Origin of the sequence: Streptomyces sp. V3I8 (assembly GCF_030817535.1) — a bacterium.
Taxonomy (GTDB): Bacteria; Actinomycetota; Actinomycetes; order Streptomycetales; family Streptomycetaceae; genus Streptomyces.
Genome location: NZ_JAUSZL010000002.1, coordinates 7,310,154 through 7,326,474, shown reverse-complemented (window position 1 = coordinate 7,326,474; position 16,321 = coordinate 7,310,154). Strand labels below are relative to the sequence as shown.

General features: G+C 72.6%; 15 protein-coding genes. 6 read left to right on the top strand and 9 right to left on the bottom strand.

All coding sequences use genetic code 11. The features are described 5' to 3' along the window. Window positions 1–30: 30 nt before the first annotated feature. Entirely contained in the window at window positions 31–1,530 is a 1,500-nt protein-coding gene (locus QFZ75_RS32450) for a PLP-dependent aminotransferase family protein (RefSeq protein ID WP_307542605.1), read from the bottom strand. Here QFZ75_RS32450 and QFZ75_RS32445 point away from each other — a divergent pair. The 4 genes from QFZ75_RS32445 to QFZ75_RS32430 all read left to right on the top strand — a co-directional run bounded on the left by QFZ75_RS32445 (window position 1,529) and on the right by QFZ75_RS32430 (window position 5,088). Next, window positions 1,529–2,323 carry a YitT family protein gene (locus QFZ75_RS32445; RefSeq protein WP_307542603.1) on the top strand — a complete coding sequence of 265 codons (795 nt, stop codon included), beginning with the start codon at window positions 1,529–1,531 and terminating at the stop codon, window positions 2,321–2,323. The genes QFZ75_RS32450 and QFZ75_RS32445 overlap by 2 nt on opposite strands. Next, window positions 2,320–3,087, top strand: a complete 768-nt coding sequence (locus tag QFZ75_RS32440; protein ID WP_307542601.1) for a glycerophosphodiester phosphodiesterase — start codon at window positions 2,320–2,322, stop codon at window positions 3,085–3,087. The genes QFZ75_RS32445 and QFZ75_RS32440 overlap by 4 nt, the downstream gene beginning before the upstream one ends. A 19-nt stretch (window positions 3,088–3,106) precedes the next feature. After that, window positions 3,107–4,459, top strand: a complete 1,353-nt coding sequence (locus QFZ75_RS32435; protein ID WP_307542599.1) for an MFS transporter — start codon at window positions 3,107–3,109, stop codon at window positions 4,457–4,459. A gap of 254 nt (window positions 4,460–4,713) precedes the next feature. After that, a complete protein-coding gene (locus QFZ75_RS32430) occupies window positions 4,714–5,088 on the top strand; it encodes an RNA polymerase-binding protein RbpA (RefSeq protein ID WP_003977404.1) in 375 nt (124 codons plus the stop codon). 181 nt (window positions 5,089–5,269) lie between these two features. Here QFZ75_RS32430 and fxsA read toward each other — a convergent pair whose 3' ends face one another. The 4 genes from fxsA to QFZ75_RS32410 form a co-directional block, all read right to left on the bottom strand. Then, window positions 5,270–5,875, bottom strand: coding sequence for an FxsA family membrane protein (gene fxsA / locus QFZ75_RS32425; RefSeq protein WP_307542597.1), 606 nt, complete (start codon window positions 5,873–5,875; stop codon window positions 5,270–5,272). Window positions 5,876–5,934: 59 nt separating this feature from the next. Beyond that, the gene (locus QFZ75_RS32420; RefSeq protein ID WP_307542596.1) at window positions 5,935–6,852 is read right to left on the bottom strand and encodes a polyprenol monophosphomannose synthase; all 918 of its coding nucleotides are present in this window, start codon (window positions 6,850–6,852) and stop codon (window positions 5,935–5,937) included. Between the two features lie 546 nt (window positions 6,853–7,398). Then, window positions 7,399–9,087, bottom strand: coding sequence for an amidohydrolase (locus QFZ75_RS32415; protein ID WP_307542594.1), 1,689 nt, complete (start codon window positions 9,085–9,087; stop codon window positions 7,399–7,401). Between the two features lie 85 nt (window positions 9,088–9,172). Beyond that, window positions 9,173–9,613 carry an Lrp/AsnC family transcriptional regulator gene (locus tag QFZ75_RS32410; RefSeq protein ID WP_307542593.1) on the bottom strand — a complete coding sequence of 147 codons (441 nt, stop codon included), beginning with the start codon at window positions 9,611–9,613 and terminating at the stop codon, window positions 9,173–9,175. Window positions 9,614–9,880: 267 nt separating this feature from the next. Between QFZ75_RS32410 and QFZ75_RS32405 the strand changes: the two genes are divergently transcribed. After that, window positions 9,881–10,318 carry a hypothetical protein gene (locus QFZ75_RS32405; protein WP_307542591.1) on the top strand — a complete coding sequence of 146 codons (438 nt, stop codon included), beginning with the start codon at window positions 9,881–9,883 and terminating at the stop codon, window positions 10,316–10,318. A gap of 648 nt (window positions 10,319–10,966) precedes the next feature. Here QFZ75_RS32405 and QFZ75_RS32400 read toward each other — a convergent pair. After that, the gene (locus QFZ75_RS32400) at window positions 10,967–12,181 is read right to left on the bottom strand and encodes an acyl-CoA dehydrogenase family protein (RefSeq protein WP_307542589.1); all 1,215 of its coding nucleotides are present in this window, start codon (window positions 12,179–12,181) and stop codon (window positions 10,967–10,969) included. A 322-nt stretch (window positions 12,182–12,503) separates the two neighbouring features. Here QFZ75_RS32400 and QFZ75_RS32395 point away from each other — a divergent pair, with 322 nt between their 5' ends. Beyond that, window positions 12,504–13,781 carry a glycoside hydrolase family 18 protein gene (locus QFZ75_RS32395; RefSeq protein WP_307542588.1) on the top strand — a complete coding sequence of 426 codons (1,278 nt, stop codon included), beginning with the start codon at window positions 12,504–12,506 and terminating at the stop codon, window positions 13,779–13,781. Here the strand turns inward: QFZ75_RS32395 and QFZ75_RS32390 are convergent. The 3 genes from QFZ75_RS32390 to QFZ75_RS32380 all read right to left on the bottom strand — a co-directional run bounded on the left by QFZ75_RS32390 (window position 13,774) and on the right by QFZ75_RS32380 (window position 16,298). After that, window positions 13,774–14,496, bottom strand: coding sequence for a TetR/AcrR family transcriptional regulator (locus tag QFZ75_RS32390; protein WP_307542586.1), 723 nt, complete (start codon window positions 14,494–14,496; stop codon window positions 13,774–13,776). The two genes, QFZ75_RS32395 and QFZ75_RS32390, sit on opposite strands and share 8 nt — an antisense overlap. Window positions 14,497–14,617: 121 nt before the next feature. Further along, window positions 14,618–14,764, bottom strand: a complete 147-nt coding sequence (locus QFZ75_RS32385; protein ID WP_307542585.1) for an SCO1431 family membrane protein — start codon at window positions 14,762–14,764, stop codon at window positions 14,618–14,620. A 154-nt stretch (window positions 14,765–14,918) separates the two neighbouring features. Next, on the bottom strand, window positions 14,919–16,298 hold the full coding sequence (locus QFZ75_RS32380; protein WP_307542582.1) for a peptidase C39 family protein: 1,380 nt from the start codon (window positions 16,296–16,298) through the stop codon (window positions 14,919–14,921). Between the last annotated feature and the right edge of the window lie 23 nt (window positions 16,299–16,321).

The window sequence follows — 16,321 nt, the reverse complement described above, 5'->3', positions numbered from 1 at the left end:
CCGGCGGAGCCGCCGCCGCCCCGGAAGGCGTCACGCCACGAACGTACGTGGCGCCTCCGACCCCCCGCTCGGGCCGGCCTCCACCAGCCGCGCCGCCGCCGCCAGCCGCGCCGCGGCCTCGTCGGCCACCGCGCCCCCGACGGTGAACGGCAGGCGGACGTACCCCTCGAAGGCCCCGTCCACTCCGAAGCGGGGCCCGGACGGCACGCGCACACCCACCCGCTCACCGACCTCGGCCAGCCGCGAGCCGGACAGGCCTCCCGTACGCACCCACAGGGTCAGCCCGCCCCGCGGCACGTCGAACTCCCAGCCGGGCAGCTCACGCCGCAACGCCGTCACCAGCGCGTCCCGGTTCCCTCGGGCCTGGTCGCGCCGCACCTCCACGGCCTGCTCCCAGCCACCCGTGCCGAGCAGCCAGTTCACGGCGAGCTGTTCCAGGACGGGGGTCCCGAGGTCGGCGTACGCCCGCGCCGCGACCAGGCTGCGGATCACGTCGGGCGCGGCGCGGACCCAACCGATCCGCATACCCGCCCAGAAGGCCTTGCTGGCCGACCCGACCGTGACGACCGTGGACCCGGCCGGATCGAACCCGCAGACGGGGCGCGGCAGTTCGAGCCCCTCGTCCAGGTGCAGCTCGCTCATGGTCTCGTCCACGACCAGCACGGTGCCGGCGGACCGCGCGGCGTCGACGAGCTGCCGCCGCTGGTCCTCGTCCGCGAGCGCGCCGGTGGGGTTGTGGAAGTCCGCGACGACGTACGCGAGCCGGGGCGCGGCGTCGCGCAGCACCTGCCGCCAGCGGTCCAGGTCCCAGCCCGCCAGCCCCTCGGCCATGGCGACGGGCACCAGCCGGGCGCCGGCCTCGCGCATCAGCTGCAGGATGTTGGCGTACGAGGGCGACTCGACGGCGATGCGTTCCCCGCGTCCGGCGAAGAGATGGCAGATCGCGTCGATGGCCCCCATCGCCCCGGTGGTCACCATGATCTGCTCGGGCATGGTGGGGATGCCGCGCGCGGTGTACCGGTCGGCGAGCGTCCGGCGCAGCGCGGGCAGCCCCGCCGGATAGTCGCCGTGCGTGTGGGCGTACGGCGGCAGTTCCTCCAGCGCGCCCCGGACGGCCCGGGTCAGCCAGGGCTCGGGCGCGGGCAGGGCGGCGCAGCCCAGATCGATCATGGAGCCGAGGGCCTCGGGCGGCAGGGGTTCGAGACCGCGCGCGGGCAGCGGGTTCCCGGCCGGCACGGCGGTCCAGCTGCCCGCGCCGCGGCGGGACTCCAGGAAGCCCTCGGCGCGCAGCGCCTCGTAGGCGGCCGCCACGGTGGTGCGGCTGACGGACAGGGAGAGGGCCAGTTCGCGCTCGGCGGGCAGCCGCGCGGCCACCGGGACCCGGCCTTCGAGGACGAGCAGCCTGATGCCGTCGGCGAGGGCGCGGTAGGCGGGCGGACGGCGCGTGCCGGGGCCCGCCGGGCGTTCCTGCTGCGAGTTGAACAGCCGGGCGAGCTGGGCGGCACCCACCGCCGAGGTCCACTGCGCCATGATTTCCAGTCCACCTTTCCCGAATTGGCCATGGAAGGGGTTTCCTTCGGAGCCACAGAGTGTCACGGGTCAGTCCACTACCACCACCAGGGGCCACATCTTGTCCACTCCCCCGCCTCCCCCGCAGTCGCCGCAGTCGCCGCCGTCGGGGCACCTCGCCCGCCGGCTCCTCCAGCTGTACGCGGGACTGGCCCTGTACGGAGCGAGTGCGGCTCTGCTCCTGGAGGCGGGCCTGGGCATGGAGCCCTGGGGTGTGCTGCACCAGGGCCTCGCCGAGCTGACGGGACTCACGGTCGGCGTCGTGTCGATCGTCGTGGGCGCCGTCGTCCTCCTGCTGTGGATCCCGTTGCGCCAGCGCCCGGGCCTCGGCACGGTGTCCAACGTCTTCGTGGTCGGCCTCGCGATGGACGGCACGCTCGCGCTGGTCCCGGACGCGCACTCCCTCCCCGTCCGCGTCCCGCTGATGCTGGCGGGCATCCTGCTGAACGGCGCGGCGACCGGCCTCTACATAGCCGCCCGTTTCGGTCCGGGCCCGCGCGACGGCCTCATGACGGGCCTCCACCGGCGCACCGGCCGTTCGATCCGCCTGGTGCGCACGGCCCTCGAAGTGGCGGTGGTCGCGACGGGCTTCGTCCTCGGCGGCACGGTGGGCGTGGGCACGGTCCTGTACGCGCTCGCCATCGGGCCGCTCGCCCAGCTCTTCCTGCGCCTGTTCACCGCCTCCCCGGCATCACCGGGTGGCGGCACGGTCGTTGCCGCCGGGTCACCGGAGCGGGCCATACTGCCCGGGTGATCCCGCCCGTACGCCACCCCTACCTCGACCATCGCGGTCCCATCCCCTTCGCCCACCGGGGCGGGGCCGCCGACGGCCTGGAGAACACCGTGGCCCAGTTCCGCCGCGCGGTCGCGGCCGGCTACCGGTACATCGAGACCGATGTGCACGCCACGGCGGACGGGCGGCTCGTCGCCTTCCACGACGCGACGCTGGACCGGGTGACCGACGGGGCGGGCCGGATAGCGGACCTCCCCTGGGACGACGTGCGCCACGCGCGCGTGGCGGGCGCCGAACCGGTTCCCCTGTTCGAGGAACTGCTGGAGACCTTCCCCGAGGTCCGCTGGAACGTCGACGTCAAGGCGGAGCCCGCGCTGCGCCCGCTCCTCGGCCTGATCCGGCGCACCGGCTCCTGGGACCGCGTCTGCGTCGGCTCCTTCTCCGAGGCGCGGGTGGCCCGCGCCCAGCACCTGGCGGGTCCGCGCCTGGCCACCTCGTACGGCACGCGGGGCGTCCTGGGACTGCGCCTGCGGTCATGGGGTCTGCCCGCCGCGCTGCGGCACTCGGCGGTCTGCGCGCAGGTGCCCGAGGCACGGTCCGGCGTGCCGGTGGCCGACCGGCTCTTCGTGCGCGCCGCCCACGCGCGCGGGCTGCAGGTCCACGTGTGGACGGTCAACGAGCCCGAGCGGATGCACCGGCTCCTCGACCTGGGGGTCGATGGCATCATGACCGATCGCATCGAGACGCTGCGCGGGGTCCTGAAGGACCGCGGCACCTGGGTCTGACGGGGAAGCGAGGGCACGGGTGGACACCGGCACCGTGCGGGGGCGGACGGCCGACGGGATCGCCGAACGGCGGCGGGAGCGGCACGGCTGGTACGTCTACGACTGGGCCTGCTCCGTCTACTCCACGAGCGTGCTCACCGTGTTCCTCGGCCCCTATCTGACGTCGGTCGCCAAGGCGGCCGCGGACGCGGACGGATTCGTGCACCCGCTGGGGGTCCCCCTGCGCGCGGGCTCGTTCTTCGCCTACTGCGTGTCCGCGTCCGTGATCCTGTCGATCCTGGTGATGCCGCTCGCGGGCGCGGCGGCCGACCGCAGCGGCCGCAAGAAGCCGCTCCTCGCCCTCGCCGCCTACCTGGGCGCCGCGGCGACCGCGGGCATGTTCTTCCTGGACGGCGACCGCTACCTGCTGGGCGGCCTCCTGCTCATCGTGGCCAACGCCTCGCTGGCCGTCTCGATGGTGCTCTACAACTCCTATCTGCCGCAGATCGCCCCGCCCGGGGAACGCGACGCCGTCTCCTCCCGGGGCTGGGCCCTCGGGTACGCGGCCGGCGCGCTGGTCCTGGTGGCCGACCTCGTGCTCTACAGCGCCCACGACGCTTTCGGCGTCTCCGAGTCGATGGCGGTCCGCATCTGCCTGGCGTCGGCGGGCATCTGGTGGGGCGCCTTCACCCTCGTACCGCTCAGGCGGCTGCGCGACCGCCGCACGGGGGCCGCCCCTCCCGGCACGGCGTCGCACGGGTGGCGGCACCTGGCGGCCACCGTGCGCGACATGCGCCGCCGGCCGCTGACGCTCGCCTTCCTGCTCGCGTACCTCGTCTACAACGACGGCATCCAGACGGTCATCTCGCAGGCCTCCGTGTACGGCTCCGAGGAGCTGGGCCTCGACCAGTCGACGCTGATCGGCGCCGTGCTGCTGGTCCAGCTGCTCGCCGTGGCGGGCGCCCTCGGGATGGGCCGGCCGGCCCGGACGTACGGTGCCAAGCGGACCGTCCTGGGTTCTCTGGTCGCCTGGACCCTCACACTGGGGGCCGGGTACTTCCTGCCGGCCGGGGCGCCCCTGTGGTTCTTCGTCCTGGCCGCCGGCATCGGGCTCGTCCTCGGCGGCAGCCAGGCCCTGTCCCGGTCCCTGTTCTCGCACCTGGTGCCGCCCGGCAAGGAGGCCGAGTACTTCTCGGCGTACGAGATGAGCGACCGGGGCATGAGCTGGCTGGGGCCGCTGCTGTTCGGCGTGACCTACCAGCTGACCGGAAGTTATCGGGACGCGATCATCTCGCTCGTGGCCTTCTTCGTGCTGGGATTCGTGCTGCTCGCACGGGTTCCGGTGCGGCAGGCGGTGCGCGACGCGGGCAATCCCGTTCCGGCGAGGATTTAGCACTCGGCGCCAAAGGGCGGTAGTGTACGCGTTTGGCCTGCCAGGCGTACCGTTACTGCGCGTCAAAGATGCCGAAACGCTAGGTGACATCTGCTGTCAGATGTGACAAACCGGGCGCGGGTGGGTACTGCAAGGGCGGGTTCGACGGCGATGCAGGACCCGGAACGGGAATCTTTACCGCCGACCGGACGTTGACCGGATGACGACGACAGCGACACCTGTCCTGTGGGCGACAAGCCCGGGAGGCACGATTCATGAGTGAGCGAGCTCTTCGCGGCACGCGCCTCGTGGTGACTAGCTACGAGACGGACCGCGGCATCGACCTGGCTCCCCGCCAGGCCGTGGAGTACGCATGCGAGAAGGGCCATCGATTCGAGATGCCCTTCTCGGTGGAGGCGGAGATCCCGCCGGAGTGGGAGTGCAAGGTCTGCGGGGCCCAGGCACTCCTGGTGGACGGCGACGGCCCTGAAGAGAAGAAGGCCAAGCCCGCGCGTACGCATTGGGACATGCTGATGGAACGGCGTACGCGGGAGGAGCTCGAAGAGGTCCTCGAAGAGCGCTTGGCCGTGCTTCGATCCGGAGCCATGAACATTGCGGTCCACCCCCGGGACAGCCGCAAGTCCGCCTGATCCCTCCGGGGATCGGACGGCATACAGCGAACGCACGCGACCGCGGGCGCCGTACCTCAGGGTACGGTTCCCGCGGTTCTGTGCGTTCTGAAGTCTGCCGCGCCATGTTCTTTCGGGTGCGGGTACGTCGTGGTCGCTCGCGCAGTTCCCCGCACCCCTGGGCATCCCGGCGCCAGATATCTCAGCCGGTCAGCGGGGGCCGGGCGCCCGGGGTGTCCTCGTGGTCCCGCGCAGCGGCGTCGTCGCGGACGACCTCACCCTGCACGACCTTCCCGTCGGGCCGGTGGATACGGGCCTGCTGGAAGGCGTCCCCGAAGGACCCCGTCGCCTCGCGCACCTTCCGCTCGAACGTCCGCTCCGCGTACCGGCCGACGGCCTTCTGGACAGGCGGCACCAACAGAAGCAGCCCGGCCACGTCCGAGACGAGCCCCGGCAGCATCAGGAGCAGGCCGCCGAGCATCATCAGCCCGTTGCCCTCGGAGTTCGTCCGCCCCCGCGGCGGCGCGCCGTCCTGCTGCCGCTGCAGCGTCTCGCTCAGCGCACGGAACGCCCGCCGCCCCGCCCGCTTGATCACCACGGAGCCGAGCACGAATCCGGCGACCAGCAGCAGGAGTACCGCGAAGCCGCTCGCCGCGCCCGCCACCACCGTCAGCAGCCAGACCTCCAGCACGAGCCACGCGACCACGCCCAGCGGCAGGAACCGCAGCAGCCGGGAGCGCCGGGGGCGGCCGGGGACGGGAGCGGACGCGAACGAGGAGGAGGGCGGGATCGGAGCGCCAGTCGTCATGTCCCCAGTGTGCCTGGCCAGGGCTCAGTACGACATAAACAGCTGATCAGCTGTTCCTGTCAGCCCTTCTTGTCACTTCGTTCACCCGGAACCTGCTCACCCAGCGCCTGTTCACCCGAAACCTGTTCACCTGGGACTTGTTCGTCCTGGACCTGTTCGCCCTGGGCCTGTCCGCCCGGGAGGCCGGCCTCCGGAGAGCTCGCCCTGCGGGGAGACGAGACGCGTTCCAGCACCCGCCCGGCCCGCTCCCCCACACCCCACGTGGTGACCCGCCACAGGGCCTCCACCAGGATGTCGCGGCTCATCTTGGAGTCGCCCAGCTCGCGCTCGACGAAGGTGATGGGCACCTCCACCACATGACAGCCGGCCTTGACGGCCCGGCGGGCCAGGTCGACCTGGAAGCAGTAGCCCTGCGAGGAGACCTCGCCGAGGCCGAGGCGTTCCAGGGTCTCGCGCCGGAAGGCCCGGTAGCCGCCGGTGACGTCGCGGATCGGCACGTCGAGCAGGACGCGCGAGTACAGGCTCCCGCCGCGCGAGATGAACTCGCGGGACTTGGGCCAGTTCACCACCCGTCCGCCCGGCACCCAGCGGGACCCGAGCACCAGATCGGCGCCCTTGAGCGCGGTCAGCAGCCGGGGCAGTTCCTCGGGCCGGTGCGAGCCGTCGGCGTCCATCTCGACCAGGACGCCGTACCCGTTCTCCAGGCCCCAGCCGAAGCCCGCCAGGTAGGCGGCGCCGAGCCCTTCCTTGCCCTTGCGGTGCAGCACGTGGACGTGGTCGTCCTCGACGGTCAGCTCGTCGGCGAGCTTCCCGGTGCCGTCGGGGCTGTTGTCGTCGGCGATCAGGACGTGCGCCGCGGGCACGGCCGCGCGCACCCGGCCCACGATCGACTTGATGTTCTCCGCCTCGTTGAAGGTCGGAATGATCACCAAGGTCGTGCCGAGCGGACCGAACCGTCGCTCAACGCCGTCGTTCACAGCTTCCCCTTAAAACTTCCGTGCGAGAGGTGCACCACCATAGCGAGCGTCGCTCTTCCCGCAGGTAAGGCGCCGACCTGAAAAGTCGCACAAGGGGGTCGTACGAGGAGAAAAAGGGACTCGTACGAGGGAAAGAGGGCACGGGAACTGCGGATCGGGGCCCGGCGCCCTTCGGGCCGGCCTGGGACCCGCTGGCTGCGGATCGACCGAGAGCCGTTGTCTACTGAGCGGCCGGGCCCCACCCGGGTCGCACCATCCGGCCGGAACGTTCCCTCGCCCCGTGGCACGGACGCTGGGCCTGGCTCCCAGTGGCGGTGCGCCGGTGCGGCACACCACCCCTGACCCAACTGCGCTGCGGCGACTGCGCGGAAGTTCACCGGTCGGACGTCCGGTGGTGGACCCGGCCGAACCTACCGGCCACCTGCCGCTCACTGTCAACAGTCGCGCCACCTGCGGTTTTCCCGAAGAACACCTGGTCAGCGCCGCGGATACGCACGTTGCGCGACAACCCGTCGGACCATGATCGCCCCGCGCCGCCCCCGGACGTCACTCGTCCGGTCGCACGAATACGGTTCGGCCGTTCACCACGGTGCGCAGGCAGACCGGCAGGTCGGCGCCGGGCGACAGGTCGGGCAGGCCCGGCGTGCCGGAGCGGGGGTCGGTCGACCAGCGGGCGACCCGGTCGTCCGGGGCCTGGACCACGAGTTCCTCGGTGCGCCACACGGCGTAGTCGGCGGGCGCGCCCGGCACCAGGACCCCCCCGTCGTCACGGCCGACCGCCCGCCAGCCGCCCCGCGTGTGCGCCGTGAAGGCCGCGCGGACGGACACCCGGTGCCCGGGCGTGCGGTGGAAGGCCGCGGCGCGGACGGTGCCCCACGGGTCGAGCGGCGTGACGGGGCTGTCCGAGCCGAAGGCGAGGGGTACACCGGCGCGCAGCAGCGCGGCGAAGGGGTTGAGCGTGCCGGCCCGCTCGGCACCGAGGCGCTCGGCGTACATGCCCTCCTCGCCGCCCCACAGGGCGTCGAAGGCCGGCTGGACGGACGCGGTGAGGCCGAGGTCGGCGAACCCGGCGATCGTGTCGGGGGTGAGCATCTCGGCGTGCTCGACGCGGTGCCGGGCGGCGCGTACGCGGGCCGGGCCGACCTTCTCGGCGGCGGCGCGCATGCCGTCGACCACGGAGGCCACGGCGGCGTCCCCGATGGCGTGGAAGCCCGCCTGGAGCCCCGCCTCGGTGCACGCCACCACGTGGGCGGCGACGGCCGCGGTGTCCAGGTAGGCGGTGCCCGTGTGGTCCGCGTCCGCGTAGGGCCGGTGCAGACAGGCCGTGTGCGAGCCGAGGGCGCCGTCCACGAAGAGATCGCCCGCGGCGCCGGCCGCTCCGAGGGCCCGGGCCCTGGCGACGTCCTGCTCGGCCCAGTAGCCGACGACCCGGGGGCCCGCCTCCTGCTCGGCCAGCCGCAGCAGTCCGGTGAAGTCGTCCTCGGAGGAGATCTCCGGACCGGCGCACTCGTGCACGGAGCCGATGCCGAGCGAGGCGGCGTGCCGGAGGGCGGCGCGCTGGGCCTGCGTGCGCTGCTGCGGGGTCACGGCCGCGAACGCGGCGGCGCGTACGGCGTGGTGGGCGTCGCGGGTGAGCGGTTCACCCTCGTGGAACCCGGCCGCCCCGCGCACGCCCGGCGCCAGGTCCAGCATGGCGGTGGTGGCGACGGCCGAGTGGACGTCGATCCGGCTGAGGTAGAGCGGGCGGCCGCCGGTGGCCGCGTCCAGCTCGTCGCGGAGCGGGGGCCGCCGCCCGGGCCAGCGGGAGGCGTCCCAGCCGTGCCCGAGGAGCACCCGGTCGGCGGGGCGGGAGGCCGCGAACTCCCGTACCCGGGCGAGCGCGTCGTCGAGGGTGCGGGCGTCGGAGAGGTCGAGGCCGGTGAGGGCGAGGCCGGTCGCCGTGGTGTGCACGTGCGCGTCGGTGAACGCCGGGGTGACGAGCGCCCCTCGGAGGTCCACCACCTCGTCGACGCCGTCCGAGAACGCGTCGGCGGCGCCCTCCGAGCCTACCCAGGCGACCTGTCCGCGTTCCACGACCATCGCGGTGGCGAACGGGTCGGCGGGGCTGTGGACCTCGCCGCCGCGCAGCAGCACGGTCCGGGCGGCGTCCGGGCGGTCGTCCGGTCCTGGCGGTGTCGTGCGCGGCGTCCCCGAGGGGGTGCGGTTCGGTTCGGGGTCGGTGGTGCTGTCGCTCATGGGGACAGTCTCACCCCTCGGCGGGGCCGCCTCGTGCCCGGGTCCCGGCGGCGGGGACGGTGCGAGCGGCGGGAGGGGCGGCCGTTCAGATCTTCGGCGGGCGGGCCTCGTACGGCGTCGAGAGGACGACCGTCGTCCGGGTGGACACCCCGGCCAGCGTGCGCACGCGCGCGAGGAGTTCTTCCAGCTCGTGGGGGGTCGCGACACGGACCTTGAGGATGTAGTTCTCGTCGCCGGCGACGCTGTGGCAGGCCTCGATCTCCGGGACGCCCGCCAGGCGTTCGGCGATGTCGTCGGGGGCGCTGGGGTCGAACGGTTTCACCGAGATGAAGGCCGTCAGCGGCAGCCCCACCGCCTCCGGGTCGACGACGGCGGCGTAGCCGCGGATGACGCCGCGCTGCTCCAGCCGGCGCACCCGCTGGTGCACGGCCGACGTGGACAGGCCCGTGGCCTTGCCCAGGTCGGTGTAGCTCATCCGCCCGTCTTCGACGAGCAGCTGCACGATGTGGCGGTCCAGCTCCTCCATGGCGGAGAACCTACCGTGCGCCTGATCCCCGCGGATACTCGGCGGCGCAGGTCATGCCCGCCTCCTGAGGTGGCCAGGACCGGTGGGCGGGGGCGCGCGGAGGACGAAGCGGCCGGGCCGGGCACTCACGTACGGCATGTGACGAACGCCACATGACGCGCGTCAGCTTCCGTGATGCTCCCGTGATTACCGCGCAGACGGGACGGGAAGTGCTTGCTGTGGCCGAGGTCGCAGTGCACCGTCGGCCCACCCGAGGGGGAGTAGCCCATGCAGAGTCTGAAGCGTCCTGGTCGTTCCGCGCCCAAGCGGCAGCAGCCGGTGGTCGAACCGCAGCCGGAGGGCGTCGAACCCGACGACCTGGACGGCGAGGAGCTCGACGCGTACGACACCTTCGAGATGTACCGGGTGATCTGCCCGGCCTGCGTGCAGCCCATCGCGCTGCTGGCCGACGAGGAGAGCCTTCCGGAGCACGCGCTCTGCGCGTCGCCGTGGAACCCCTTCGGGCTCACGGTCTGCGCCGGCACGGGCCGCGCGGCGGCCGACGCCCGCCCCGCCGACGAGACGATGGAGGTCCAGGAGCAGGACACCGCCCTGCTGTTGACGCTCCCTCAGGGACTCGACTGGCGGACCCAGCCCTTCTCGCACGTCGGTGGACCCGGCTCGCGGCCGATGCGGGTGCCGACCGTGCGACGCCTGGCCGCCTGAGCCCCCTCGGCCCGGTCCCCGCCGAGGGACCCTCCGTTCCCGTGACCGCCTGCACCATGGCTCGCCGGCTGCCGTGGTGCGCGATCGCTGTGTCCGGATCCGCCGGGAGGGGTGAGGTCAGAGTCCGGAAGACGTCGGAACCCCGCGAACGCACGGGCGATTAGGTCGGTCGGTGACCTGCCCGGCCCGGGACGCGTTGGCCCGGTATGACCCCTACGTACGCAGATCCATACGCAGAGACGGGCCGTCGTCGCGGGTTTCTCCTTCCTCCCGAAGAATCGGTTTCCCAGGGGCCCCAAGGAAGCCAGGGGAACCAGGGGAGTCAAGGGCGCCAGGGGACCCAGAGAGCCCAACAGCCCCAGCAGCAACCGGCATCACAGGAGCCGCAGTGGACCCGGGTGTCGCAGATGCCTCGGGAGCCGCAGGAATCCCACGGGTCACAGGCACCTCCGGGACCACATCGATCGCAGAGGTCACAGACGTCCCAGGGATCACAGGGATCACAGGGACCTCAGCAGCCTGCGGACCCGCCCATCTACCTCGCCATGATCCGTGCCTGGTCCGACCGCGGCCGGACCCTTCCGGGCCGCCACGACGCGGAGTGGGTGCGCCTGGTGGCCCCCTCGGCGATGTACGCGTACGGAAGGTTCAGCGCGACTCGGGACCCACGAGGTGACGGGCGATGACCATCCGCTGGATCTGATTGGTGCCCTCGACGATCTGCAGCACCTTGGCCTCGCGCATGTACCGCTCGACGGCGAAGTCCGCGGTGTAGCCGTACCCGCCGAGCACCTGCACGGCGTCGACGGTGACCTGCATCGCCGTGTCGGTGCAGAACAGCTTCGCCATGGCCGCCTGCCTGGCGAAGGGCCGCCCCGCGTCCCGCAGCCGGGCCGCGGTGAGGTACAGCGAGCGCCCCGCCTCGATCCGGGTCGCCATGTCCGCCAGCATGAAGCGAAGGCCCTGGAAGTCCGCGATCGGCCGGCCGAACTGCTCGCGCCCCGTGGCGTACGCGACCGCCTCGTCCAGCGCGGCCTGTGCGACGCCGACGGCGCACGCGGCGATGCCCAGCCGTCCGGAGTCCAGCGCGGACAGGGCGATCGCGAAACCCTGCCCCTCCTCGCCGATCCGCCGGTCGTCGGGGACCCGCACCCCGTCGAGGTGGACCTGCGCGGTGGGCGAGCCCTTCATGCCCATCTTCTTCTCGGGCGCCCCGGCGCTCAGCCCTTCGGCGTCACCGGGCACCAGGAACGCCGTGATGCCCCGCGCCCCCTCGCCGCCGGTGCGCGCGAGCACGGTGCAGAAGTCGGCCACGCCGCCATGGGTGATCCACGCCTTGGTCCCGCTGAGCACCCACTCCCCGCCGCCTCCGCCGCCGGCTCCGCCCGGCAGGGAGGGGTCCCCACCCTCCCGTACGGCCTTCGTGCGCAGCGACGCCGCGTCCGACCCCGACGAGGGCTCGGAGAGGCAGTAGGCGCCCAGGAGGCCGCCGCCGAGCATGCCCGGAAGGTGCTCCGCCTGCTGCTCCTTGGTGCCGTAGCCGGCGAGGGCGTGGCAGGCGAGCGAGTGCACGCTGACCCCGAGGCCCACCGTGAGGCGGGCCGCGGCGAGTTCTTCGAGGACCTGGAGGTAGACCTCGTACGGCTGGTCCCCGCCGCCGTACTCGGAGTCGTAGGGCAGTCCGAGCAGTCCCGATTCCGACAGCAGGGTGAAGACCTCGCGCGGGAAGCGTCCGGCGTCCTCCTCCTCGGCCGCGCGCGGGGCGATCTCACGCTGCGCGATGTCGCGGACGAGCGAGATCAGCTCCCGGGCCTCGTCCGTGGGCAGTTGCCGGTCCACCGGCTGCGGGGCGCGGTCAGGCATGGCGACGCTCTCCTCCTGGTCGGGCACATCGGCGAACGCACACCTGGGTGGGGCTGCCCCGCCGGGTCCTGCTCGGCGCCGACGATGCTCGCGCCTCCGGGTCACGGAAGCGGCTGATCAGCGGCCTTGCGCTGTGAGTATGCCCGATCGGGGGCATCGCGTCACCAGTTAACGACCGCTTACTCAGGCGTAAGGATTTCCGGTGGCGAATTGGTCCGAACCATTGACCAACTGGTCTAGTCCTCCTACTGTTTCGCTCCAACGCCTCACCGCGTTCATGCCAATCGGCGACTGTTCCCCTCTCCCCCACGAGGAGACCCCGATGCTCAGCTCACTCCGCCCCCGCGCCCGGTTCCGGGCGCTGCTGTCCGCAGCGTGTTGCGCCGCCCTCGGCGCCGGACTGCTCGCCGGCGCGGGCACGGCCACCGCGGCCGCCACCGCCGAAGGGACCGCCGCCCCCACGGCGGCGACCTCAGGGGCGGCCGCCCCCGAGGCGGCCGGCTCCAAGGTCGTCGGCTACTTCACCGAATGGGGCACCTACGACCGGAAGTACCTGGTCAAGAACATCGAGACGTCCGGCTCCGCGGCCAAACTGACGCACATCAACTACGCCTTCGGCAACGTCACCGGCGGCAAGTGCGCGATGGGCGACGCCTACGCGGCCACCGAGCGGACCCACACCGCGGCCGAGTCGGTCGACGGGGTCGCGGACACCTGGGACCAGCCGCTGCGCGGCAACTTCAACCAGCTGCGCGAGCTGAAGAAGAAGCACCCGAACCTCAAGGTCCTCTGGTCCTTCGGCGGCTGGACCTGGTCCGGCGGCTTCACGGAGGCGGCCAGGAACCCGGCGGCCTTCGCCCAGTCCTGCTACGACCTGGTCGAGAACTCGAAGTGGGCGGACGTCTTCGACGGCATCGACATCGACTGGGAGTACCCCAACACCTGCGGGCTCAGTTGCGACACCAGCGGGAAGGCCGCGTACAAGAACCTGATGTCGGCCGTCCGCGCCAAGTTCGGCGGCTCCGCGCTGGTCACCTCGGCGATCCCGGCCGACGCCACCGCCGGCGGCAAGCTCGACGCGGCGGACTACGCGGGCGCCGCCCAGTACGTCGACTGGTACAACCCGATGACGTACGACTTCTTCGGTGCCTGGGACGCGGCCGGACCCACGGCTCCGCACTCGGCGCTGAACTCCTACACGGGCATCCCGAAGGCGGGTTTCCACACCTCCGCGACCATCGCCAAGCTCAAGGGCATGGGCGTCCCGGCCTCGAAGCTGCTGCTCGGCATCGGCTTCTACGGGCGCGGCTGGACCGGGGTCACCCAGGCGGCGCCCGGCGGCACGGCCACCGGCCCGGCGGCCGGGACGTACGAGCAGGGCATCGACGACTACAAGGTGCTGAAGACCAAGTGCCCGGTGACCGGCACGGTGGGCGGCACGGCCTACGCCAAGTGCGGCAACGACTGGTGGAGTTACGACACCCCGTCGACCGTCGCCGGGAAGATGAGCTACAAGAACGCGCAGGGCCTGGGCGGCACGTTCTTCTGGGAGCTGAGCGGTGACACGTCCAACGGCGAGCTGATCAAGGCGATCAACTGACCGTTCCCGTACGGCGGGCGGGGCGGGGGCCGGCAACGGTCCCCGCTCTCGCGTCCGCGGGGTCGCGGCGCGCGGCCCGCGGGGCCGGGTAGGAGCCGTCGAGCTCCTCGACGGCGCGCAGGGCGCCGCCGAGCATCTTGACCAGCAGCTCGCGCATGAGGTCGCGCGACAGGGCGCGGTGGCCGATCCAGTCGAGGGTGGCCCCCTCCACGCTGCACAGCCAGCCGAGCAGTGCCGTACGGGGCAGCGGGCCCACCTTCCGCCGCCCGTACGCCCCTTCGGCGATGGTCTCGACGATGGCCTCCCGCACGCCCTCCCGGATGGCGTCCACCTCGGCGTCGAAGCCGACACCGCCGCTGACGATCGTGCGGTACGCGGCCTGGTGGTGCTCGGCGTAGCGCAGATAGCCGTCGATGGTGCGGTGCACCCGCTGGTCCGGGGGCAGTTCCAGACCGCCGGCGGCCCGGGAGACCAGCTCGGCCACCGAGTCCTCGACGATCGCCAGGTAGTAGCCGCGCTTGGACCGGAAGTAGTAGTAGATCAGCCCCTTGGCCACCTGCGCCTGCTGGGCGATGTCGTCCATCGACAGCGCGTCGTAGGAGGTGTCGGCGAACAACTTCCGCCCGATGGCGATGAGTTCGGCACGGCGTACCGCAGAACGGCCGGTGCCGCGCGCTCCGGGGCGGTCGTCACCGGGCTGGGGGCTGCTGCTCAATTCCGGACCTGATCTCCAACCGCGGGCGGGACCACCGCAGTATGGCAGAGCCGTACGACCGGCCTGCGCGGTCCGCGGGGACCGGCCCCGGGCGGTGGCGGGCCGGTCGACGGGGAGCGCGTCAGACCAGGCCGAGCTGCGTCACGAACATCGCGAGCACCAGCACGAAGGTCCAGCCCATGACGTGCTCGAAGATCTTCGGCCCGTCGTCCTTCGGACCGCCCGTACGGGCACGGACGCGTCCGGCGGTGACAGAGGTGGTGGTCATGGCAGCTCGCTCACGGTCGGCTTTCGGTGGATCCCCCGGCCGGTTTCGGATGGAATCCCCCACCGGTCCGTCCACCTTGCCACCGAATCGGGCTTTTGCGGGAGAGAGCTTGGTCACGCGCGCCCGGCCGGCGGCCGCCGGCCGGGCGCGCGTCTCAGCGGACGCCCACCGCTTCCAGGGCCTTGCGCTGGCGGGCCGTGGGCTTCGCCGGGAAGTACAGGTAGCAGACCCCGCCGGTGCCGGAGACGACCTTCCCGGCGGCGTTGTACCTCTTCGTGCGGAGCCAGATGTTCTCCCACTCACGGCGCTTGTAGATCCGCCGTACCGCGTCGTTGTCGGGCGAGGCCGGGTCGTTGGCGATCACGTCGCCGTCGGCGGTGAAGCCGATGACCGTCATCAGGTGCCCGGACGTGCCGTACCCCGCGCCCGTCAGCTCGGAGGCGAGGAACGACTGGGAGGTGATGACCGGAACACCGGCGGCGATCAGCGTCTCCAGGTCGGTGAGCGAGCCGAGCCGGGTCACCACGCCCTGGAGGTCCTTGTACGTGGCCGCGTACGCGGCGTTGAAGGGCCAGTTGCCGCAGCCGTCGTACTGGTAGTCGAAGGTGAACCGTGCCGCGTGGCACACCTGCGGGTCCGCGTACGCCGGGTCGACCCAGGACAGCGCCTCGGCGGAAGGCCTGCGCCCCCAGTACTCGATGATCATCTGGGAGGAGGTGGGGCTGCACCAGGCCTCGCCGCCGTTGTCGTACTCGGGGTACTGGCCCGCGTGGATCTCCTGCGAGTAGCGCGGCACCGCCAGCTCCCGCGCGAGGCCGGGCGCCGACGCCGGGACGGTGAAGCGGTCCGGGACGTCGGAGCCCATCGCGCCGAGCCGCCACACGGTCGGCGTGACCTTGGTACCGGGCTTGCGGTACAGGGTCAGCCGCAGCCGGTACGACACCAGGCGCAGCCCGGAGGCGGCGTCGTCGATGGCGAAGGTGTCCGTCCAGACGCTGCTCCTCCCGTCGCTCTGGTCGTCCACCGAGGTGCGCCGGATGTCCTGGTCGCCCGCGGCCCAGCGGCCCATCACGTACCAGGGGGTGTCGGTGCCGTCGGAGTACGTGCCCGTCAGCTCGGCCTGCAGCCAGGTGCCCGCCGGGGTCCGCGCGTTCCAGGAGGCGATGACCTCGGTGGCGGGGACGGCGAGGCGGTGGACGGGCGAGGTCCAGCGCGCGTACTCCCAGGTGGCGGTCGTGCCGGTGTGCGGGTCCGGGTAGTCGGTGCGGCCCTGGGGAGTCCTGATCTCCAGGCCGGGGCGCACCCCCGGCACGGCACGGGTCCCCTCCGCGGTACCGGCGCGCCAGTCGGCGTACGAGGTCCAGGCGTGGTTGTCCACGAGGCCGGCGGGCGCTTTCGACCCGGCGGCGGCCGGGGTCTTCGCGGTGCGGCCCGCCGTGTCGGCGGCGGCCGCCGGGCCCGCCGCTCCGGCTGCGGCCGCGGCCACCGCGGCGGCCAGGACGGTTCTGCGGGACGGCTGTTCAGCTCTGGTCATGGACGAGGGACCCCCAGTGTCCG